The 21,910-nt window shown below is 64.2% G+C and carries 19 protein-coding genes and 1 pseudogene; 13 read left to right on the top strand and 7 right to left on the bottom strand.

The genetic code is table 11. From position 1 onward, the window contains the following. Positions 1–187: 187 nt before the first annotated feature. Both ONR75_RS29550 and ONR75_RS29555 read right to left on the bottom strand, forming a co-directional pair. Positions 188–1,168, bottom strand: coding sequence for a Bug family tripartite tricarboxylate transporter substrate binding protein (locus ONR75_RS29550; RefSeq protein WP_265080375.1), 981 nt, complete (start codon positions 1,166–1,168; stop codon positions 188–190). Beyond that, entirely contained in the window at positions 1,165–2,874 is a 1,710-nt protein-coding gene (locus tag ONR75_RS29555; protein ID WP_265080376.1) for an FAD-dependent oxidoreductase, read from the bottom strand. The genes ONR75_RS29550 and ONR75_RS29555 overlap by 4 nt, the downstream gene beginning before the upstream one ends. Before the next feature lie 101 nt (positions 2,875–2,975). Here ONR75_RS29555 and ONR75_RS29560 point away from each other — a divergent pair, with 101 nt between their 5' ends. From ONR75_RS29560 to ONR75_RS29570, 3 genes are all read left to right on the top strand, one after another. Further along, complete coding sequence (locus ONR75_RS29560; RefSeq protein WP_265080377.1) at positions 2,976–3,902, top strand: LysR family transcriptional regulator; 927 nt, start codon at positions 2,976–2,978, stop codon at positions 3,900–3,902. A 201-nt stretch (positions 3,903–4,103) separates the two neighbouring features. After that, the gene (locus ONR75_RS29565) at positions 4,104–4,478 is read left to right on the top strand and encodes a DUF2946 family protein (RefSeq protein WP_265080378.1); all 375 of its coding nucleotides are present in this window, start codon (positions 4,104–4,106) and stop codon (positions 4,476–4,478) included. Between the two features lie 119 nt (positions 4,479–4,597). Beyond that, complete coding sequence (locus tag ONR75_RS29570) at positions 4,598–6,952, top strand: TonB-dependent receptor (RefSeq protein ID WP_265080379.1); 2,355 nt, start codon at positions 4,598–4,600, stop codon at positions 6,950–6,952. A 195-nt stretch (positions 6,953–7,147) separates the two neighbouring features. Here ONR75_RS29570 and ONR75_RS29575 read toward each other — a convergent pair whose 3' ends face one another. Together ONR75_RS29575 and ONR75_RS29580 are read right to left on the bottom strand one after the other, a co-directional pair. Beyond that, complete coding sequence (locus tag ONR75_RS29575; RefSeq protein ID WP_265080380.1) at positions 7,148–7,660, bottom strand: GNAT family N-acetyltransferase; 513 nt, start codon at positions 7,658–7,660, stop codon at positions 7,148–7,150. Between the two features lie 58 nt (positions 7,661–7,718). Continuing rightward, a complete protein-coding gene (locus tag ONR75_RS29580; RefSeq protein WP_265080381.1) occupies positions 7,719–8,207 on the bottom strand; it encodes an NUDIX domain-containing protein in 489 nt (162 codons plus the stop codon). A gap of 79 nt (positions 8,208–8,286) precedes the next feature. Between ONR75_RS29580 and ONR75_RS29585 the strand changes: the two genes are divergently transcribed. Continuing rightward, positions 8,287–9,195, top strand: coding sequence for a metallophosphoesterase family protein (locus tag ONR75_RS29585; protein WP_265080382.1), 909 nt, complete (start codon positions 8,287–8,289; stop codon positions 9,193–9,195). Positions 9,196–9,305: 110 nt separating this feature from the next. Here ONR75_RS29585 and ONR75_RS29590 read toward each other — a convergent pair whose 3' ends face one another. The 3 genes from ONR75_RS29590 to ONR75_RS29600 form a co-directional block, all read right to left on the bottom strand. Continuing rightward, positions 9,306–9,854 carry a hypothetical protein gene (locus tag ONR75_RS29590; RefSeq protein ID WP_265080383.1) on the bottom strand — a complete coding sequence of 183 codons (549 nt, stop codon included), beginning with the start codon at positions 9,852–9,854 and terminating at the stop codon, positions 9,306–9,308. Between the two features lie 178 nt (positions 9,855–10,032). Further along, a complete protein-coding gene (locus ONR75_RS29595) occupies positions 10,033–10,236 on the bottom strand; it encodes a hypothetical protein (RefSeq protein WP_265080384.1) in 204 nt (67 codons plus the stop codon). Positions 10,237–10,258: 22 nt separating this feature from the next. After that, positions 10,259–11,896: an isocitrate lyase gene (locus tag ONR75_RS29600; RefSeq protein ID WP_265080385.1), complete on the bottom strand. Its 1,638-nt coding sequence runs from the start codon at positions 11,894–11,896 to the stop codon at positions 10,259–10,261. Positions 11,897–12,108: 212 nt separating this feature from the next. Between ONR75_RS29600 and ONR75_RS29605 the strand changes: the two genes are divergently transcribed. The 9 genes and pseudogenes from ONR75_RS29605 to ONR75_RS29645 all read left to right on the top strand — a co-directional run bounded on the left by ONR75_RS29605 (position 12,109) and on the right by ONR75_RS29645 (position 21,868). After that, positions 12,109–13,554 carry a helix-turn-helix domain-containing protein gene (locus ONR75_RS29605; RefSeq protein WP_265080386.1) on the top strand — a complete coding sequence of 482 codons (1,446 nt, stop codon included), beginning with the start codon at positions 12,109–12,111 and terminating at the stop codon, positions 13,552–13,554. 148 nt (positions 13,555–13,702) lie between these two features. Beyond that, positions 13,703–14,989: a lytic murein transglycosylase gene (locus ONR75_RS29610; RefSeq protein ID WP_265083848.1), complete on the top strand. Its 1,287-nt coding sequence runs from the start codon at positions 13,703–13,705 to the stop codon at positions 14,987–14,989. A gap of 78 nt (positions 14,990–15,067) precedes the next feature. Further along, positions 15,068–16,231 (top strand): substrate-binding domain-containing protein, encoded by a 1,164-nt coding sequence (locus ONR75_RS29615; RefSeq protein WP_413776548.1) that lies wholly within the window; start codon positions 15,068–15,070, stop codon positions 16,229–16,231. Positions 16,232–16,382: 151 nt separating this feature from the next. Further along, positions 16,383–17,150, top strand: a complete 768-nt coding sequence (locus tag ONR75_RS29620; RefSeq protein ID WP_265080388.1) for an ABC transporter ATP-binding protein — start codon at positions 16,383–16,385, stop codon at positions 17,148–17,150. Continuing rightward, positions 17,147–17,869, top strand: a complete 723-nt coding sequence (locus ONR75_RS29625; RefSeq protein WP_265080389.1) for an ABC transporter ATP-binding protein — start codon at positions 17,147–17,149, stop codon at positions 17,867–17,869. The genes ONR75_RS29620 and ONR75_RS29625 overlap by 4 nt, the downstream gene beginning before the upstream one ends. Continuing rightward, on the top strand, positions 17,866–18,876 hold the full coding sequence (locus ONR75_RS29630) for a branched-chain amino acid ABC transporter permease (protein ID WP_265080390.1): 1,011 nt from the start codon (positions 17,866–17,868) through the stop codon (positions 18,874–18,876). Before ONR75_RS29625 ends, ONR75_RS29630 begins: the two co-directional genes overlap by 4 nt. Further along, positions 18,873–19,946, top strand: a complete 1,074-nt coding sequence (locus ONR75_RS29635; RefSeq protein ID WP_265080391.1) for a branched-chain amino acid ABC transporter permease — start codon at positions 18,873–18,875, stop codon at positions 19,944–19,946. The genes ONR75_RS29630 and ONR75_RS29635 overlap by 4 nt, the downstream gene beginning before the upstream one ends. A 118-nt stretch (positions 19,947–20,064) precedes the next feature. Beyond that, positions 20,065–20,567: pseudogene (locus ONR75_RS29640) on the top strand (DUF1993 domain-containing protein). A 197-nt stretch (positions 20,568–20,764) separates the two neighbouring features. Then, positions 20,765–21,868: an alkene reductase gene (locus tag ONR75_RS29645; protein ID WP_265080392.1), complete on the top strand. Its 1,104-nt coding sequence runs from the start codon at positions 20,765–20,767 to the stop codon at positions 21,866–21,868. The last annotated feature ends 42 nt before the right edge of the window (positions 21,869–21,910 follow it).

Here is a 21,910-nt window from a genome sequence, read left to right on the forward strand (position 1 = left end):
TCTCAGGCGATGCCCTTGCATCGCCGCTATGCCGCTCCGCAGAGCCGGGACCGTATCAGGCGGTATCGTTTGTGGAGGTCCCGGATCTGCAGTGCACTACGCCTCTTGGCGGAGGCGCATTGCACTGCGTCCGGGACACGATTCTATCGAGATGAATCCCGCCATAATGCGATAGCGGCTCGCGCTGCTATTGCGCCGAGAGGTTCATATCCCGTGTGAGATGCCCCCACTTGTCGCTTTCCGAGCGGATATAGGCGGCGAAGGCTTCGATCGTGGACGGTGCAGGTTGGGCGCCGATCGTGCGCAGCTTTTCGATCACGTCCGGATCCCCGAGCGCCTTGACAAAGGCACCGTTCAGACGCGCCACGATGTCGCCCGGCGTGGCGGCGGGGGCGACGAGGCCGAACCAGCCGGTCGATTCGAACCCGGTCACGCCCTGCTCAGCGAGCGTCGGAACGTCGCGCAGGAACGACACGCGCTTGGCGCTGGTGACGCCAAGTGGCTTCAGCCGGCCGGCGCGGATCAATTCCAGCGAACTGGGAATATCCAGAACCGCGAGCGGGATATGGCCGGCCAGCACGTCGGTGACCACCGGACCCGTGCCCCGATAGGGAACCAGCGTGAGCTTGATCCGCGCCGACTGCAGCAGCAGCGCGGCCGTCATATGCATCACCGTGCCATTGCCGCCATACCCGATCGACAGTTGTCCGGGCTTCGCGGTGGCGGCTGCCAGCGCTTCTTTCAGCGTGGCAAACGGCGCGTCGGCGTTTGCCACCAGCACAAAGGGAATGTCGGCGAGCAGCGTGATCGGTACCAGGTCCTTGATCGGATCGAACTGCGTCGACGGATTGAGATGCGGGTTGATGGTCAATGCGCCTGCCGGCGCCACGCCGAGAGTGTAGCCGTCGGGCTTGGCCTGCATCACGGCCTGCATACCGATATTGCCGCCCGCCCCGCCGCGGTTTTCGATGACGAAGCCCTGCTTGAGATCGGCCGTGACGATCGGCTCGAGCGCACGAATGAAGATGTCGGCGCTGCCGCCGGGCGGGAAAGTGACGACAATCTTGATCATCTGGTGCGGATAGGCCCACGCCGTCGTCGCACCGGCCACGATCGAGGCTGCCGCTCCGGCCAGCAACGTTCTGCGGTTGGGAGCAAAGAGACTCATGCGCGTTCTCCCGAAAGAGCATGCGCCACAGCGCGTTCATGCTCCGGATGCGACGGCGCTGATCTGCCGGTGAGGCGACGGATCAACGCCTCGGGATCCGATGGCGCACGATGGCCGCGCCACGCGATATGAGTATCAGGTCGCACCAGCAAGAGATTTTCGGCTGGCCGTGCCGGGCCAGCCTCAGCAGGCGAGAGTTCAAGCAGCGTCAGGGGAACGCCGTTGCGCCGTGCGGCCCCAAGCAACTCCGTCACGTCGCAGGCCGGGTCGTAGCGCAACAGCGTATAGCCCGGGCCCATCGCGTCGAAGACGGAGCGACCGTCGTTCAACCAGACATGCGGCATTCTGGCGCCCGGCACGGTCGAGGGCGTGAAATCACCCATCGTATAGGACGGAGGCGTCTCGCCATCATACGCGATCGCCGGCGACCGGTCGTAGAAATAGCCGAAGTTCAGTCCGGCGCAGCAGTACTGTTTGACATTGAGTTCGTAGGCAGCAAGACCGATCGCGGCACGCGCCTCCGCGCCGGCCTCCGAATCTTCCTCGATCAACGCAGGCACCGCGGCGCGCTGGCCGATGCTGGCAATCGCGTGCTCCATGGCAAACCGCGACACCTGTTCAGTGATAGGCTGGCGTTCGGCCTCATAAGCGTCGAGCAGGCCGGCATCCGCCCAGCCGTTGAGATGCGCTGCCAGCATCCAGCACAACGAAACCGCATCTGCGATCCCGGCATTCATCCCATAGCCGGCGTAAGGCATCCACAGATGTGCAGCATCGCCGCAGATGAACGCACGACGGTCGCGGAAGCGATCGGCAACGAGACGGCGGCCGACCCAATCCTCCTTGCTGACGACCCGGTAAACGAACTCAGGTCCAACACCCAGGATCGTGCGGATGGACCAGTCGCGATCGACCGAATCGAATTCCGGTTCGTCCGGTTTCAGATGGTTGTGAATCAGCCACCGGTCGTGCCCGTCGATGGCAACCATTGTGCCGGTCCGGCGCGGGTTGAGAGACAGCACCATCCAGGCCGGCGTGTGCAGCTGCATCAAGGTCTTGAGGTCCGGCGCATCGATGAGCGTCGATTGGACACGCTGAATGACCGGTGTTCCGACGAAAGCCGCGCCGATCAGCTTGCGCGTCAATGACCGGCCCCCATCGCATCCGATGAGGTAGCGGGCGCGGATGGTGAAAGCGCGGTCCCCGTCGAGTTCGCGGGCGTCGACCGAGACCCCCGACAGATCCTGATCGAAGTGCACCATCTCGGTGCGAGACAGGATGGTGATCTTGGGATTCGCAACGGCGCTCGCGAACAGGATGGGCTCCAGATAGATCTGGTTGATACGGTGCGGAGGCTCGGGTGTCGGCCACCACGTGTCAGGGCCATCGGTCGCGGTGTAGCGCGTCGCACGCGATGGAATGACGATGCGGGCCAGTTCGATGCCGGTCGCGGTGGTGCGATACGAACAATCGTTGGGAAAGTCGGCCGGCAGACCGGCGTCGCGGACCTCGGCGACGATGCCGAGCCGGCGAAAGACCTCCATCGATCGGGCCGAAACGTGATTGCATTTCACATTGGGCGGCTCACCGGCGTGCCGGGTTTCGAGCACGATGACATCGATTCCTCTGGACGCGAGGTCCAGCGCCGCGGTGAGTCCCACCGGTCCAGCGCCGACAATGACGACGGACGTCTCATAACTCTGCATTGTTACCTTCCCCGACCGCGTCTATGCGCGTTGCGTGGAGGCTAACAAGAAAATTTGATAAGAGAATTCTCTTTCTGAGAGATAATTGATAAGGTGACCTAATGAATATCACGCTTCGCCAGCTGGAAGCGCTGGTCGCAGTGAGCCGCGCCAGCTCCATGACGCGCGCGGCCGAACAGTTGCACGTCACCCAGGCGGCAATCAGCCTGCTGCTCCGCCAGCTTGAATTGCAGTTGGGCGTTCTGCTGTTCGATCGCACGACAAGGTCGTGCACGCCGACGGCCGCCGGGCGTGAAGCCGTGCAAGCGGCAGAGCGCATCCTCGGCGACACCCTCGGCCTCTCGCGCCAGATGCGCAGTCTGGCGGAAGCCCGAACCGGCACGGTGGTGTTCGTCGCATCGGCCGGTGCAGCCTCGGCCCTCATGCCGGCGGTGCTCGCCGAGTTTCGCACTGCATATCCCGGCGTTGACGTCATCATGCGCGACGTCGCAGCCGATCAGCTTGTCGGCACGCTTCTCGCGTCGGATGCGGAGTTCGCGATCGGCAGCGTCGATGGTCCTGTGCCCGAGGTCACCCTGACGCCTCTGGTCAAGGGACGCCTGAGCGCCATCGGCTGGCCGGGCTGTCCGATCGCAGCGATGCACACGCTGTCGTGGGACGAGCTCGCGACGCTGCCGACCATCGCGATGCGGCGCGACACGCTGATCCGCGCGCAGATCGACCGTCGACTGGCGCGCGACGGCAAGACACTTGTCCCGACTCATGAGGTGTCCCTCATCAACACGGCACTGTCGATGACCGCGAAGGGCATCGGCTATGCGATCTTGCCGTCCTATATGATGCCTACGGAACAGTATCCGGGACTGATCGCTTTCCCGCTCGTGCGACCGGCCATCATGCGCCAGCTATCCTGGATCCAGCGGACCGGTCGCGGCCTGTCGCCGGCAGCGCGGCAATTCCAGAAAATGACCACACGCGTCGTCGCCGGCGCACACACCACGGCCATTGCGCGGCGCGCGGCTCCGTAACGCCGCATAGCCGTGACGCTATCGTTGGAAAGGACTGGCCAAGGCAAGGCGGCGGCAAGCGTTGCCGTAATCCCACAGCGAGGGGGCGCTTGGTTGGGAGCCCCTGTCCGTCATTGACATCGGCTCCCGTCGCCTGCGATGTTACAGTATAACATCGGGCGGCATGGAGGGCTCCATGGCCGATGCAAGGCGCCTGACGGCATGAAGTGGTTTCGAACACATATCAGGAATGGATCGCGACTGGCGCTGCTCGCGCTGGCGATCCAGCTTGTGCTGTCGTTCGGCCATATCCACCCGGCGAGCGCCCAGGCGCCGACCGGCTCGGCCATCGCGTCACTCCACCTTCCTACCGACCAGCTTCCTACCGACCAGCTTCCTGCGCCTGATCAGCATCCCGCCGACAATTGCGCCATCTGCGCCGTCATGGCGATGGCCGGGACGATGCTGTTCGCCACGCCACCGATTCTGCAACTGCCTCAGGCAGCAGAATTTCTCTACATGGCCACCGTCGTCGAATTCGTCCATCTGGACGCTTTCAACAGCGGATTCCAGTCCCGCGCCCCACCGCTCTCCTGACTTCAACCTTTGCCGATCGCGGCCATCAGGCGGCGATTCCCGAAAGTTCGATCTGCCATCCGCGGGTCCCGGTGCGAAGCGCGCGTCATGCGCCGCCGCCGGATAGTCAGGATTCCACCATGTCATCCCATATCTATCGCGCCGTGCTTCTGGGCGGCTCCGCCATTGTCGGTCTCGGCTGCCTGGCCAGCCCCGCCGCAGCGCAGGCACCGGCGGGGAGCGTCGAGCTTCCGGCCATCAATGTCACGGCACCGAGCCCGATCGTGCGTCGCAAACCGCAGCCGCCGCGTGCGCCGGCCCGGGTCGCGCGCGCGGCACCCGGCCGCAATGCCGGTCCGGCGCCGGTCGAGGCCGCCGCAGCTGCGCCGCAGCAGGGCGTGCTGCCGATCGTGACCGACCAGTTCGCTACCGTCACCGTGGTGCCCAACGACGAGATCCGCCGCTCCGGCGCAGCCACTCTCGGCGATCTTCTGTTCTCCAAGCCCGGCATCACCGGCTCCAGCTTTGCGCCGGGCGCATCGAGCCGGCCGATCATCCGCGGCCTCGACGTCAACCGCGTCGGCATCGTCGAGAACGGCACCAGCGCCGGTGGCGCGTCGGACCTCGGCGAGGATCATTTCGTCCCGGTCGATCCGCTGGCGACCAACCAGGTCGAGGTGGTCCGCGGTCCCGCAGCGCTCCGCTACGGCTCCACGTCCATCGGCGGCGTGGTGTCTGCTACCAACAACCGAATTCCCGACGCCATGCCGGCCTGCGCCACGGCGCCGTTCCAGAGCTACGGCCTGCCGGCGAAAGCGCCAGCAATCGGCGCTTCGGGAGGTTGCATGAATGCCGAAACCCGCACCTCGATCAGTTCTGCCGATCGCGGCATCGATGGCGGGGTCCTGCTCGACGCCGCCGGCGGCAATGTCGCGGTTCATGCCGACGTCTATGGCCGCAAGGCCACCGACTATAACATCCCAAGCTATCCCTACCTCACCGACACCACGCGCGCGGTCAACGGACGGCAACCTAATTCCCCGGCGCAAACCAGCGGCGCATCGGTCGGCGGCTCCTACTTCTTCGACGGAGGTTTCTTCGGCGCTGCGATTACGCAAAACAATGCGCTGTACCATATCCCCGGGATCGACGGTGCCGACCACGGGACCCGCATCGACGCGCACCAGACCAAGGTCACCGCCAAGGGTGAATACCGGCCCGACTCCGCGGCGATCGAGGCGATCCGCTTCTGGGCCGGCGCGACCGACTATCGCCACAACGAAATCGGCCTGTCCGACGTCAACGATCCCACCACCGACGGCGTGCGCCAGACCTTCACCAACAAGGAGCAGGAAGCCCGCGTTGAGGTACAGATGATGCCGTTCAACGCCCGCTTCGCCACGGTGACCACGGCATTCGGCCTGCAGGGCGGCCATCAGGAACTGACCGCCCCCAGCCCCGACAATCCCGGCACTCTGTATAACGGGTTGTGGAGTCCGAACAACAATTCGCGCATCGCCGGCTATGTGTTCAACGAGCTGAAATTCAGCGAGACCACCAAGGCGCAGGTCGCCGGTCGCATCGAGCATGTCGAGCTCCACGGCGCGACACCGGATTTCCCGGCGGACTTCTTGCCAGACGGCAGCACGCAGACCAGCACCGGACGCAATCCGTCCTTCACGCCGATGAGCGGCAGCGTCGGGTTGATTCAGGATCTGCCGGCCGGCCTGGTTGCCAGCATCACCGGCCAATACACCGAGCGCGCGCCAAAACCGGCCGAGCTGTTTTCGCGCGGTGCTCACGACGCCACCGCGACCTTCGATATCGGCAATCCCAACCTGACGATCGAGACCGCGCAGTCGGTGGAAGTCGGCCTGCGCAAGGCCACCGGCCCGCTGCGCTTCGAGGCCACGGCGTACTACACGAAGTTCAACAACTTCATCTATCGCAGGCTCACCGGCGTCATGTGCGGCGACGATTTTGCATCGTGCGGCAACGGCGATCCCGGCAACGAGGGCCGCCAGGCGGTCTATTCGCAGCGCGACGCGACCTTCCGCGGCGCCGAATTCCAGAGCCAGCTCGACGTTGCGCAGCTCTATGGCGGCACATGGGGCATCGAGAACCAGTTCGACATCGTCCGCGCGACGTTTGCCGACGGCACCAACGTGCCCCGGATACCGCCGATGCGCGCCGGCGGCGGCGTGTTCTGGCGCGACGCCAACTGGCTGACCCGCATCAACCTGCTGCATGCCTTCGCGCAGAACGACATTGCCACGATCGGCGAGACGCCGACATCGGGCTACAATCTGCTGAAGGCCGAGTTCAGCTACAATACCAAGCTCGATCCGCGCATTTACGGCGCGAAGGAGATGACCCTTGGCCTCGTCGGCAACAACCTGCTGAACGAGAACATTCGCAACGCATCGTCCTACAACAAGGACGAGGTGCTGATGCCGGGGCTGAACGTGCGGGCATTCGCGAATCTGAAGTTCTGAGAAACGGCTTCACAGACGCGCCTTCACACCCACGTGTCGTCACCCGCGCAAGCGGGTGACCCAGTAAACGCCGGCAGCGCGGTTTTATCACTGGCGCCGGTGTGTACTGGGTCGCCCGGTCCTGGCGCGCAATTGCGCGCAGGCCAGGCGACGACAGCGGAGAGCTTCGCCGCCGTTTCGCAAAGCGTCGGGGCGTTACTTCACCTGATCCCAATCCGGCCGGATTTTGCCGGCGATTCCGGCTGCGGCGCCGTCGACCAGTTCGAGGACCAGCAGGCGTCGCTGATCGACCGGGCCCGGCATGGTCACCGTCCCCTTCGGGATCTGCTTGAAACCGACGCGGCTGTAATAGGGTTCGTCGCCGACCAGCACGATCAGGCGGTGCCCGGCCTTGCGGGCATCATTGATGGCGCGGTCGAGCAGTGCGCGGCCCACGCCGCGGCTGCGGAACGGCGGCTCGACCGTCAGCGGCCCGAGCAGCAAAGCAGGCGTATCGTCGATGCAGACCGGCAATTGCCGGACCGAACCGACCAGCAGGGTGCCGATCCGCGCGGTGAACGACAGGTCGAGCAGATGATCGACGTGTTCGCGCAGCCGGTAGGCTGACAGCACGTAACGACCGGGGCCGAACGTGCGCGCGTGGAGCCGCTCGATGATCTGGGCGTCGTTGGCGGTTTCCGCCAGAATGGTCAGAGAAAGGTCGGTCATGTCGGAGCGCGGAATAGCATCTGACGGGCGCTGGGTCCATCGCCGGGCTGGAAGCCCCTCATTCCCGCCAGGTCGGGATGATCGGCCTGCCGTCCAGCACCTCGGCAAGCCGCAGGCGGGTGCCGGTGGTGGTGTCAGGCGGAAGCGCGGTGAGGGCAAAGAAGCCGCATTCGGCAATCTCCCGATTCGGCGCCGGCAAGCGGTCCTGGCGGAACTGGCGGACCACATAGACGATCACATGGTCGCGAATCGAGACATGGCTGTTGAGGAACACACCGTGCAGGACCGGCTCGCCGAGCACCTCGATGCGGCCCTCTTCCATCAATTCGCGGTCCAGCGCCGCGCGGAAGCTCTGGCCGACCTCGACCCCGCCGCCGGGCAGATACCAGCCCGCCACATAGGTATGCCGGACCAGAAACACGCGGTTGTCGGCGTCGAGCACCACCGCGCGCACGCCCAGGGTCATCCCGCGGGCGAAGCGGAAATACAGATGAAAGATCTTTCGCAGGGTGGGTTCGAGCTTCTGCCGCAGCGTCGGTGGGGTCATTGCGGCTGAAATCCTTGCGTCAGGTTGCCCACCTTGCCAAAACGTCCGGGACTTTCACAGGGTGCATGAGATCTTTTCGATGACCGCTTTCACCCTCGCGCATCTGTCGGACCCGCATATCCCGCCGCTGCCGGTGCCGCACCTGCGCGAGCTGCTGGGCAAGCGAGTGCTTGGCTATCTCAACTGGATCCGCAACCGCCACACCATCCATCGCCGCGACGTGCTCGACGCGCTGGTCGCCGACATGCTGGCGCAGCGGCCGGACCATATCGCCGTCACCGGCGATCTGGTCAATCTGGCGCTTAGGGGCGAATTCGCGCCAGCGCGCGCCTGGCTGGAACGTGTTGGGCCGCCCGACCGCGTGTCGCTGGTGCCCGGCAATCACGACGCCTATGTGGCGGAGACGCGCCACCTCGCCTCCGAAGCCTGGGGCGACTATATGCGCGGCGACGGTGCCGGCGCTGCCACCGGGTTTCCCTATCTGCGGCGCCGCGGACCGCTGGCGCTGATCGGCGTCTCCACCGCCGTGCCGACCGCACCGTTCATGGCCACCGGCGCGCTCGGCCTCGCGCAGATCGCCGCGCTCGACCGCATGCTGGCTGGACTGTCGAGCGACCCGTCGTTTCGCGTGCTGCTGATCCATCATCCATTGCGCTCGAAGCACAGCCACAAGCGGCTCACCGATTCCCTGGAATTGCAGGCGGTGCTGAAGCGCCACGGCGTCGATCTGGTGCTGCACGGCCATGACCACGTGCACGCCACCATCTGGGTGGACGGCCTCCGCGGCAAAATTCCCGTGGTCGGCGTGCCTTCGGCATCGTCGATCGCCGACGGCCACAAGCCCGCAGCAGCTTACAACCTGTTTTCCATCACGCGCGAAGGCGAGGGATGGAAGTGCTGGCAGCAGGTGCGCGGATTTGGAAACGGTCCGGGTATTGGCGAACTGCAAAACATCGAGCTGCGGGACGATCAACGAACCTCATCCTGAGGAGCGCGCCCTTGCGCACTTCTCGAAGGATGGGTCACGCATCTCATGGTCGAAACGGTGCTGAAGAAACGCCTCCTCACCATAAGGGACTCGGCCGCTTCGACAGATGTTCAATGTCCGCGTAACGCCATGGCCAGCGCGACCGCAAACAGCGCGGCAACACCGAACACCACGCCCGCCACGAACGGCCAGAACCGACTCCGCGGCTTGATGACGGCAACCGGCGGCGGCGTCTGGACCAGCGCCTGTTCGCGCTCGATCATGCGGCGCGCGACGTAGGCGGTGACCGCCTGCACGACGGAGGCGACATCGTGGGATTCGGCGATCACCACGCGGCCGAACCGGGTGTCCTGGACGAAGCGATAGATCCGCTTGTCTCTGCCCATCACCACATGGGCGACCATGTCGATCCACAGCCGCGGCGTGTCGCCCTGGGTGATGCCGCGATCGAACATGTCGACGCTATCGGGAATTTCCGCGAACAACGGGTCAAGCGCCTCATTGAGGATTTCGAGCCGGGCGACCTCGGCATCGCGCAGATCGACCACCACTCCGGTGCGATCGGCGGCCTCGATCCGCGCCTGCCGCAGGGCGTCGCGCAACCGCATCGGCCGGGCGTTGCCGGCCGAACCGGATCCGGTCTTGTACGCGTCCGACATTTCCTGGGCCTTTCCGGCGGTAGCCTTACCGCAACTAACCTATCAGTAACCAGAGGCCGGGAAAAGACCCTTTGTTCCCAGATACTTGTGCCGTGTATAAACATCGACGGCCCCACCCGGTCGCCCGGGTGAGGCCGTCCACGTCCTTGGGACGTCTTCTTATTCGAGTGGCGGCCGCTTAGGCGATCGCGCGCTGCGGCTCTTCGACGATGGAGAAGCGAACACCTGCGCGATGCCGGTTCTCTTCCGACACGGTCTTCCAGGCGTCTTCAGCCTCCTGGCGGGTCTTGAACGGACCCTGCACCTGGGCCGAACCCTCGACCAGCTTGTGGAAGTTCATCGAACCGAACTCGCCGCCGATCACCCAAAAATTGCTGCTCATGGTCGTCTCCTGTTGTTTGCCGTTAGCCGAACTGGTTCATCGTGTTGTGCGCGCCGCCGGCCTTGAGAGCGGCCTCACCGGCGAAGTATTCCTTGTGATCATCGCCGATGTTGGAGCCGGCCATGTCCTGATGCTTGACGCAGGCGATGCCCTGACGGATTTCCTGGCGCTGAACATTCTTCACGTAGCCGAGCATGCCCTGCTCGCCGAAATACTCGCGGGCAAGATTGTCGGTCGAGAGCGCGGCCGTGTGATAGGTCGGCAGCGTGATCAGGTGATGGAAGATGCCGGCGCGTTTGGCCGAATCCGCCTGGAAGGTGCGGATCAGCTCATCGGCTTCGATCGCCAGCGGGGTCGAGTCGTACTCCGCCTTCATCAGCTCGGCGCGGTTGTACTGGCTGACATCCTTGCCGGCCTTCTTCATCTCGTCGTAAACCTGCCAACGGAAGTTGAGCGTCCAGTTGAACGACGGTGAGTTGTTGTAGGCCAGCTTGGCGTTCGGGATCACTTCGCGCACACGGTCGACCATCGAGGCGATCTGCTCGATATTCGGCTTCTCGGTCTCGATCCACAGCAGGTCCGCGCCGTTCTGCAGCGAGGTGATGCAGTCGAGCACGCAGCGGTCCGCACCGGTGCCTTCGCGGAACTGGTACAGGTTGCTGGGCAGACGCTTCGGACGCAGCAGCTTGCCGTTGCGGCTGATGATCACGTCGCCGTTGCCGACCGCGGTTGCATCGACCTCTTCGCAATCCAGGAAGCTGTTGTACTGGTCGCCGAGGTCGCCCGGACGGTGGCTGACAGCGATCTGCTGCGTCAGGCCGGCGCCGAGCGAGTCGGTGCGGGTGACGATGATGCCGTCTTCCACACCGAGTTCGAGGAACGCGTGGCGGCAGGCGCGGATCTTCGCCAGGAAGACCTCATGCGGCACCGTCACCTTGCCGTCCTGATGACCGCACTGCTTTTCGTCCGACACCTGATTCTCGATCTGCAGCGCGCAGGCGCCGGCCTCGATCATCTTCTTGGCCAGCAGATAGGTCGCCTCGGCATTGCCGAAGCCGGCGTCGATGTCGGCGATGACCGGCACGACGTGGGTCTGGAAATTGTCGATCTTGTCGATCAGCGCGGTTTCCTTGGCCTTGTCGCCAGCCTTGCGGGCAGCGTCGAACTCGCGGAAGATCGCGTTCAGCTCACGCTGATCGGCCTGCCGCAGGAAGGTGTAGAGCTCTTCGATCAGCGCCGGCACCGAGGTTTTCTCATGCATGGACTGGTCGGGCAGCGGTCCGAACTCGGAGCGCAGCGCCGCGATCATCCAGCCCGAGAGGTAGAGATAGGTGCGGTCGGTGGTGCCGAAGTGCTTCTTCACCGAGATCAGCTTCTGCTGCGCGATGAAGCCGTGCCAGCAACCGAGCGACTGGGTGTACTTGGTGCTGTCGGCGTCATAGGCCGCCATGTCGGCGCGCATCAGCGCAGCGGTGTAGCGCGCGACGTCGAGGCCGGTCTTGAAGCGGTTCTGCAGGCGCATGCGGGCCACAGCTTCGGCCTTGACGCCGTTCCAGGTGTCCTTGTCCTTGAGCAGCGCTGCCGCCGCTTCGATTTCGCTCTGATAGGAGGACGGCCCCTGAATGGCCAGATCGCTGATTCCACGTGGCTGGAAGTTCATGTCCTTGATCCCTTACGGTGACGGCCGATCCGCATCGCTACCCGGCCATCGCTTCGACATTCATGACAATGCGTTGCGAAACGTGCTGAGAGCTAAACGCGAAATGGAGAAGATCCGATAGATGGCTTGTCAGCCAATGGTGATGCGATGTAACGTCATGACTTGTCACGAATGTCATTTTGTAAATTTTGTCACAATCGGGGGATTTTGAGATGGCCAGCGATACCGGCAAGAAGCTGTTCGTCGGCCCGCGCTTCCGCCGCATTCGCCAGCAGCTCGGTCTGTCGCAGACCCAGATTGCCGAGGGCCTGGGCATTTCTCCCAGCTATATCAACCTGATAGAGCGCAACCAGCGACCAGTGACGGCGCAGCTGCTGATGCGGCTGGCGCAGACCTACGACCTCGATCTGCGCGACCTCGCCAGCGCCGACGAAGACCGCTTCTTCGCAGAACTGAACGAGATCTTCTCCGATCCGCTGTTCCGCCAGATCGATCTGCCCAAGCAGGAACTGCGCGACCTCGCCGAACTGTGCCCCGGCGTCACCCACGCCCTGCAGCGGCTCTACGCGGCCTATGCCGAGGCGAGGCGCGGCGAGACCATGGTGGCGGCGCAGATGGCCGACCGCGACGAGGGCCATCGCTTCGAGGCCAACCCGATCGAGCGCATCCGCGACCTGATCGAGGCCAATCGCAATTACTTCCCCGAACTCGAGCAGGCCGCCGAAGCCCTGCGCGACGAGATCAACGTGCCGGCGCAGGACCTCTATGCGGCACTGAGCACCCGCCTGCGTGAAAAGCACTCCGTGGTCACCCGTATTATGCCGGTGGACGTGATGCGCGAGACGCTGCGCCGTTTCGACCGCCACCGTCGGCAACTGCTGATTTCCGAACTGGTGGATGCGCCCGGCCGCGCCTTTCAACTCGCATTCCAGCTCGGCCTGTCGGAATGCAGCAGCGCCTTCGAGACGATCGTCGGACGCGCCGGTCCGCTCGACGACACGCCGCGGCGACTCTACCGCATCACCTTGGCCAACTACTTCGCCGCCGCGGTGCTGATGCCCTATGCCGCGTTCCACAGCGCCGCGGAGGCGTTGAGCTACGATCTGCAGGTGCTCGGCCAGCGCTTCAATGTCGGCTTCGAACAGGTCTGCCACCGCCTCACCACGCTGCAGCGTCCGACCGCACGCGGCGTACCGTTCTTCATGCTGCGCGTCGACAATGCCGGCAACGTGTCGAAGCGGTTTTCGTCGGGCACCTTTCCGTTCTCGAAATTCGGCGGCACCTGCCCGTTGTGGAACGTGCACTCCACCTTCGACACGCCGGACCGCCTGCTCCGGCAGCTCATCGAACTGCCTGACGGCAGCCGCTATTTCTCCATCGCCCAGATGGTGCGCCGGCCGCCGGCGCCGCACGGCCAGCCGCAGCCGCGCTTCGCCATCGGGCTCGGCTGCGAGATCCGCCACGCGCCAAAACTGGTCTATGCCGGCGGCATGGACCTGGAGAAGGCCGAGGGCACGCCGATCGGCGTTAACTGCCGGCTGTGCGAACGCGAAAATTGCAGCCAGCGCGCCGAGCCGCCGATCACAAGGACGCTGATCCTCGACGAGAACACGCGGCGGGTGTCGAGCTTTGCGTTCAGCAATGCACGGGAGCTGTAGTGATAGAAAAACAGCCGCCCTCTCGGTCATGGCCGGGCTTGTCCCGGCCATCCACGACTGTATTCCCTAGTGATGAAACGTGGATGCCCGGCACAAGGCCGGGCATAACGAGGAGAGGCCTGTGACGATGTTGCCGATGTCATTGCGGATGCGATCGTTTGTTTGTGGTGTAGCGCTTGCCATTGCCGGCCTCTCCTCCCCGGCTTCCGCGCAACCTGTCTCGGCCGCCCCGCAGGCCAGACCCAACGTCGCGGCGGCCAAGCCCACCGCATCATCGGGCTCGCGCGGCGCCGCCTGCCACAATGGCCAGAGCTTCGACCAGTTCCTCGCCGGGCTGAAGCAGCAGGCCGTGGCCGCCGGCGTGTCCCAACGCGCGGTCGCGGCAGCCTCGCCGTGGCTGGTCTACGATCCCAAGATCGTCAACCGCGACAGGGGACAGCGGGTGTTCGGCCAGCTGTTCACCGAGTTCTCGCGGCGCATGGCGGCGGACTACCGGATGCAGAACGGCCAGCTCAAGATCAAGCAGCACGCGGCGGCGTTTGCGCGCGCAGAGAAGGAGTTCGGCGTGCCTCCGGCGGTCATCGCTGCATTCTGGGCGCTGGAGAGCGACTTCGGCGCGCAGATGGGCAACCTGCCAACCCTGCCCTCGCTGGTATCGCTCGCCTATGACTGCCGGCGCTCGAAGATGTTTCAGGGCGAAACCATCGCGGCGCTGAAGATCATCGACCGCGGCGATCTCTCGCCTGAGGAGATGATTGGCTCATGGGCCGGCGAGCTCGGCCAGACCCAGTTCCTGCCGACGCACTACTTCAATTACGCGGTCGATTATGACGGCGACGGCCACCGCAATCTTCTGCGCAGCCCTGATGACGTGATCGGTTCGACCGCCAACTACATTGCCAATGGCCTCAAATGGCGGCGCGGCGAACCGTGGCTGCAGGAAGTCAAAGTCTCAGCCGATGTGCCCTGGGACCAGGCCGACCTGACCATTCAACTGCCGCGGTCCAAATGGGCGCAGTTCGGCGTCACTTACCCGGACGGCCGACCGCTGCCAAACGACTCCATGCCGGCTTCGCTGCTGCTGCCCATGGGGCGCTTTGGCCCGGCATTTCTGGCCTATGCCAATTTCGCCGCCTACACCGAATGGAATAACTCGCTGATCTATTCCACCACTGCGGGTTACCTCGCCACCCGGATCGCCGGGGCTGCGCCGATGCGCAGGCCATCGGCGCAGATCGCGCAATTGCCGTTCAACGAACTCAAGGAGATGCAGCAGCTGCTGACCCGCGCCGGCTTCAATGTCGGCAAGATCGACGGCATCATGGGCCAGCAGAGCCGTTCTGCCGTGAAGACGATGCAACTTAAGTATGGCCTGCCGGCCGACTCCTGGCCCACAGCCGAATTGCTGACGCAGCTGCGGGCAGGTGCACGCTAATCGCTCTTTCCACTGCGCGGGAAAATGCATTACGGTCCCGCAACAAAATCGGGAGGACTGACCTTGCGTCGCTTTTTCATGCTCGCTGCCACCGCTTTGCTAACCACCACGGTTGCGCATGCCGACGATCTCAAGATCGCATTGATCTATGGCAAGACCGGCCCGCTCGAGGCCTATGCCAAGCAGACCGAGACCGGCCTGCGCATGGGTTTCGAATACGCCACCAAGGGCACCATGATGGTCGACGGCCGCAAGATCGTGGTCATCACCAAGGACGACCAAAGCAAGCCCGACCTGTCCAAGGCGGCGCTCGCGGAAGCCTATCAGGACGACAATGCCGACATCGCCATCGGCACCTCGTCGTCGGCCGCGGCGCTGGCCGATCTGCCGGTCGCCGAAGAGAACAAGAAGATTTTGATCGTCGAGCCGGCGGTGGCCGACCAGATCACCGGCGAAAAATGGAATCGCTACATCTTCCGCACCGGCCGCAACTCCTCGCAGGATGCCATCGCCAATGCGGTGGCGATCGGCAAGCCCGGCGTCACCATCGCCACCCTGGGCCAGGACTACGCCTTCGGCCGCGACGGCGTTGCAGCCTTCAAGGAAGCGCTGGCCAAGACCGGGGCCACACTGGCCGCCGAAGAATACGTGCCGACCACCACCACCGACTTCACCGCGGCCGGCCAGCGGCTGTTCGACGCGCTGAAGGACAAGCCCGGCCGCAAGATCATCTGGGTGATCTGGGCCGGCGGCGGCGACCCGCTGACAAAACTGCAGGACATGGACCCGAAGCGCTACGGCATCGAACTCTCCACCGGCGGCAACATCCTGCCGGCGCTCGCCGCCTACAAGCGGCTGCCCGGCATGGAAGGTGCGACCTACTATTATTATGACATCCCGAAGAACCCGGTGAACGACTGGTTCGTCGCCGAGCACAAGAAGCGCTTCAATGCGCCGCCGGACTTCTTCACCGCCGGCGGCTTTTCCGCTGCCATGGCTGCGGTGACCGCGGTACAGAAAGCAAAATCCACCGACACCGAGAAGCTGATCGCAGCAATGGAGGGCATGGAGTTTGACACTCCCAAGGGCAAGATGATCTTCCGCAAGGAAGACCACCAGGCGCTGCAGAGCATGTACCACTTCAAGGTCAAGGTCGATCCAGACCTGGCCTGGGCGGTCAACGAGCCCATCCGTGAACTGAAGATCGAGGACATGAACATTCCGATCCGGAACAAGCGGTAATGTTCGTGCCCCGGACGCGGTGCACATCGCCGCACAGCGGCGTTGTGCACCGCAGATCAGGGGCCCACAATCACACCACGCATCATGGGTCCCGGATCTGCGGAGCGGCATAAGAATGCCGCACCGCGTCCGGGACACGGAACCTCCGCCAATGACCTCCACCCTCGAAACCCGCGACCTCACCATCCGCTTCGGCGGACATGTCGCGGTCAACAGAGTAAGCTGCACGTTCCGGCCCGGCGAGCTCACCGCCATCGTCGGCCCCAACGGCGCCGGCAAGACCACCTATTTCAACCTGATCTCCGGGCAGTTGCGCGCCACCGAGGGCAGCGTGTTGTTCGACGGCGTCGATCTCACCGGCATGTCCGCGCCGCTGCGCACCCGCGCCGGCTTGGGCCGCGCCTTCCAGCTCACCAACCTGTTTCCGAATCTCAGCGTCGAGGAAAACGTCCGCCTTGCGGTGCAGGCCCACAGCGGCACGCACTACGACATGCTGCGGCCATGGATGACCCGGCGCGATCTGATCGCCACCGCCGACGCCATTCTCGACCAGGTCGCGCTGGGCCACCGCCGCAGCGTCGCCGCCACCGTGCTGTCCCATGGCGACCAGCGCAAGCTGGAGGTCGCGCTGATGATGGCGCTGCAGCCGAAGGTTTTCATGTTCGACGAACCGACTGCCGGCATGAGCGTCGACGAGGTGCCAGTCGTGCTCGACCTGATCGCCCGATTGAAGCAGGACACGACCAAGATCATTCTGCTGGTCGAGCACAAGATGGACGTGGTGCGCTCGCTCGCCGACCGCATCATCGTGCTGCATAACGGACAGCTGGTGGCCGACGGCAGCCCGGAGGAGGTCATCGCCTCGCCGATCGTGCAGGAAGCCTATCTCGGGATCGCGCCGGGAAAGACCGCCGCATGACCGACATGCTGACCATGGCGGGTGTCCACACCCATATTGGGCGCTATCACATCCTGCACGGCGTCGACCTCGCCATCGCTGAGGGCCAGACCACCATGCTGCTCGGCCGCAACGGCGCCGGCAAGACCACCACGCTGCGCACCATCATGGGCCTTTGGCAGGCATCATCCGGACAAATCACCCTCGGCGGCCAGCGCATCGAAGGGCTGGCGACGCCGGATATCGCCCGCCTCGGTGTCGGCTACGTGCCGGAGAGCATGGCGGTGTTTTCGGATCTCACGGTGAAGGAAAACCTGATCCTCGCCGCACGCGACGGCCCGCTCGACGATGCTCGTCTGCAATGGATTTTTGGCTTCTTCCCGGCGCTGCGAAAATTCTGGCTGTCGCGCGCAGGCCTGTTGTCCGGCGGACAGAAGCAGATGCTGTCGATCGCGCGGGCCATTGTCGAGCCGCGAAAACTACTGCTGATCGACGAGCCGACCAAGGGTCTGGCGCCGGCGATTGTCGGCGCGCTGATCGAATGCTTCGCCGAGATCAAGCGCTCGGGCGCCACCATCCTGCTGGTTGAACAGAATTTTCACGTGGCGCAGATGATCGGCGACGCCGTGCTGGTGATGGACAATGGCGCGATCGTGCATCGCGGCGCGATGGCGGCGCTGGCCGCCGACACACCATTGCAGGAGCGGCTGCTCGGCCTCAGCCTGGAGGCGCATCAATGACCGACCTTGCCGCAACCGACGCGCTGCCCAAGCCGAAGCGCGATTTCCTGCCGGTGCTGCTGCCGGTGATCCTGGCGATCGCCGTGATCCCACTGATCGGCTCCGGCAGTTCGTGGGCGACGCTGACCGTCGCCAGCCTCGCCATGGGCATGATGATCTTCATCATGGCCTCCGGCCTGACGCTGGTGTTCGGGCTGATGGACGTGCTGAATTTCGGCCACGGCGCGTTCATCGCCGTCGGCGCCTATGCAGCGACGCTGGTGCTGCTGCCGCTGGCGTCCTGGGTGCAGGCGGATTCACTGCTACTCAATCTCGCGGTGCTGGCGCCGGCGGCGCTGCTGGCCATGGGTGTGTCCGGCGCCATCGGCCTGATCGTGGAGCGCGTGCTGATCCTGCCGGTCTACGGCCAGCACCTCAAGCAGATCCTGATGACCACCGGCGGGCTGATCGTCGCCGAACAGGCGCTGTATGCGCTGTGGGGGCCGCAGATCATTCCACTGCCGCTGCCGACCTCGCTGCGCGGCTCCTTCATCATCGGCGACATCGCCATCGCCAAATATCGCCTGCTGGCAATGCTGGTCGGCCTTGTGGTGTTCCTCGGCATCCAGCTCACTTTGAACCGCAGCAAGATCGGATTGCTGATCCGTGCCGGTGTCGAGAATCGCGAGATGGTCGAGGCGCTCGGCTACCGCATCCGCCGGCTGTTCCTCGGCGTCTTCATGGTCGGCTCCGGCCTCGCCGGCCTCGGCGGCATCATGTGGGCGCTGTATCGCGAACAGGTGCATGCCTCCATGGGCAATGACCTCACGGTGCTGGTGTTCATCGTGGTGATCATCGGCGGGCTCGGCTCCATCAACGGCTGCTTCATCGGCGCCATCCTGGTGGCGATGGTCGCCAATTACGGCGGCTTCCTGGTGCCGAAACTGGCGCTGGTCTCGAACATCCTGCTGATGGTCGCAATCCTGATGTGGCGACCGCGCGGACTCTACGCGGTGACAAATCGATGATGATCCTTTCCGGCGATCTGCCGCGCAGCCGTATTCTCAATGTTCTGCTTCTCGCGATCATCGTCGCGCTGGCGGTGGCACCGTTCGTGTTTCCCGGCGCCAAGGCGCTGAATGTCGCAACCAAGATCTGCATCTTCGCAGCCCTTGTGGCGTCCTACGATCTGCTGCTCGGCTACACCGGCACCGTGTCATTCGCGCATACGATGTTCTATGGCATCGGCAGCTATGCCATCGCCATTGCGTTGTATGCGATGGGACCGACATGGACCGCCGTAGCCGCCGGCCTTGCCATCGGCCTGCCGCTCGCCGCGTTGCTGGCACTCGGCATAGGGCTGTTCTCGCTGCGGGTCGAGGCGATCTTCTTCGCCATGATCACGCTGGCGGTGGCTTCCGCCTTCCTGGTGCTGGCGTCGCAATTGTCATGGCTCACCGGCGGCGAGGACGGCCGCAGCTTCCAGTTGCCGGAATTGCTGCGGCCAGGCACGGTGTTTGTGAAGAAGGACGTATTCGGCGTCGCCGTCACCGGTCGCACGCTCACCTACTACATGATCTTCGTCGCATCCGCCGCGATGATCCTGGCCTTGCTGCGCGTGGTGAACTCACCGTTCGGCCGCGTCTTGCAGGCGATCCGCGAAAACCGTTTCCGCGCCGAGGCGCTCGGCTTTCGCACGGTGTTTCATCTGACCTACGCCAATTGCCTTGCCGCCGTCGTTGCAGCTTCTGCCGGCGCGCTGAACGCGCTATGGTTGCGCTATGCCGGGCCGGACACCTCGCTCAGCTTTGCCATCATGCTCGACATCCTGCTGATGGTCGTGATCGGCGGCATGGGCACCATGTACGGTGCCATCGTCGGCGCCGTGGTCTTCATTCTTGCCCAGAATTATCTTCAGGCCCTGATGGGCATTGCCTCCACCGCAGCGGCCGATGCCGGACTTCCCGTTCTGCCCGGTCTGCTGCATCCGGACCGCTGGCTGCTCTGGCTCGGCCTGCTGTTCATCGCGTCGGTGTATTTCTTCCCCACCGGCATCGTGGGGCGGCTGCGCGAGATGGCCCGCAAGCCACAGAGCTGATTTTTTCTCTTTTGCGGTGTCTCGACGGTTGTTTTTCACCGGGAACTTCCCAGTTCCATGCAGCAGCATCTTTCTCGACCTTCCCGCTGCCGACCGAAACACCGCGAAAGAGCCTCATATGTCATTCTACGATTCCGCCGTCCCCGCCTACCTGCAGATCCTCTCCAGCCTGTCCGGACTGCTCGACAAGGCCGACGCCTATGCGCAGGCAAAGAAGATCCAGCCCGAGGTGCTGCTGGCTGCGCGGCTGTTTCCGGACATGCTGCCATTGAGCAAGCAGATCCAGATCACCTGCGATCATGCCGTGCGGGGGTCTGCACGCCTGAGCGGCGGCGAGGTGCCGTCGTTCCCGGATACCGAGACAACCTTCGGCGAACTCAAGCAGCGGCTGGCCAAGACCGCCGACTACGTAAAAGCGTCAAGCCGTCGCTGTTCGACGGCGCGGAAGACCGCGAGATCACCTTCCCGATCGGCGGCGGCAAGACCATGACGCTGAAGGGCCAGCAATATCTCACCAGCTTCTCGCTGCCGAACTTCTACTTCCATGCCACGACGGCCCACGGCATCCTGCGCATGTGCGGCGTCGAGATCGGCAAGCGCGACTTTCTCGGCGCCAACTGATGCGGAACCGTGGCTGGTGACAGTCGCGTGACAATTGCTTTCGGCCATCGCTGCTGTGGCCGGAAGTCATTTTGTTCTCTGTCGCGGCCTGCTTGCAGATCGATTGTCCTGCATGAAAATCCCGGCCGGCCAGCCATTGCCAACCCGCATCGCAATGCACAATTCCAGCCTATTCCCCATTTTTCCGGAACAACAACATGAGCGCTTCCAAACTCTTCGAGAGCTACAAGCTCGGCCCGATCACCCTGTCGAACCGCACCGTCATGGCGCCGCTGACGCGCAACCGCGCGATCGAAGGCTTCGTGCCCAACCCGCTTGCCGTGGAATACTACGCCCAGCGCGCCACCGCCGGCCTGCTGATCACCGAAGCAAGCCAGATCTCGCAGCAGGGCCAAGGCTATCAGGACACGCCCGGCATCTACACCAAGGAGCAGGTCGCCGGCTGGAAGAAAGTCACCGATGCAGTCCACGCCAAGGGCGGTCATATCTTCATCCAGCTCTGGCACGTCGGGCGCATCTCGCACACCAGCCTGCAGCCGAACGGCGGAGCGCCGGTCTCAGCGTCGGCAATCAAGGCCAAGGGCAAGACCTACGTCAACAACACGTTCACCGAGACCTCCGAGCCGCGCGCCCTTGAGCTATCGGAAATCCCCGGCCTGATCGAGGACTACCGCAAGGCTGCGAAGAACGCGATCGAGGCCGGCTTCGATGGCGTGGAGATCCACGCCGCCAACGGCTACCTGCTCGAGCAGTTCGCCCGCGACTCGACCAACAAGCGCACCGACGAATATGGCGGCTCGATCGAGAACCGCGCCCGGCTGATTCTCGAAGTCGCCAAAGCGGTGGCCGAGGAAATCGGCGCCGAACGCACCGGCATCCGCATCTCGCCGGTCACCCCGGCCAACGATGCTGCGCTCGACAGCGAGCCGCAGAAACTGTTCGACTACGTCGTCGACGGCCTCAATGCCGAGAAGCTGGTCTACATCCACGTCGTCGAGGGCGCCACCGGCGGTCCGCGCGACATCGCACCGTTCGACTACGCGTCCCTGCGCAAGCGCTTCAAGGGCGCCTATATCGCCAACAACGGCTATGACCTGGCTTTGGCGGAGAAGGTGCTGGCGGCCGGTGAAGCCGACCTGATCGCGTTCGGCAAGCTGTTCATCGCCAATTCCGACCTGGTCGAGCGCTTCAAGACCGGCGCGGAGCTCAACAAGCCGGACCAGGCGACGTTCTATGGCGGCAGCGCCAAGGGCTACACGGACTATCCGACGCTGGCCGAGAAGAAGCAGGCGGCGGAGTAGCCCACGTCCGGCTCTCCTAACCGCACCCAATGGCTGTCATCC

This window comes from Rhodopseudomonas sp. P2A-2r (genome assembly GCF_026015985.1).
Lineage (GTDB): Bacteria > Pseudomonadota > Alphaproteobacteria > Rhizobiales > Xanthobacteraceae > Tardiphaga.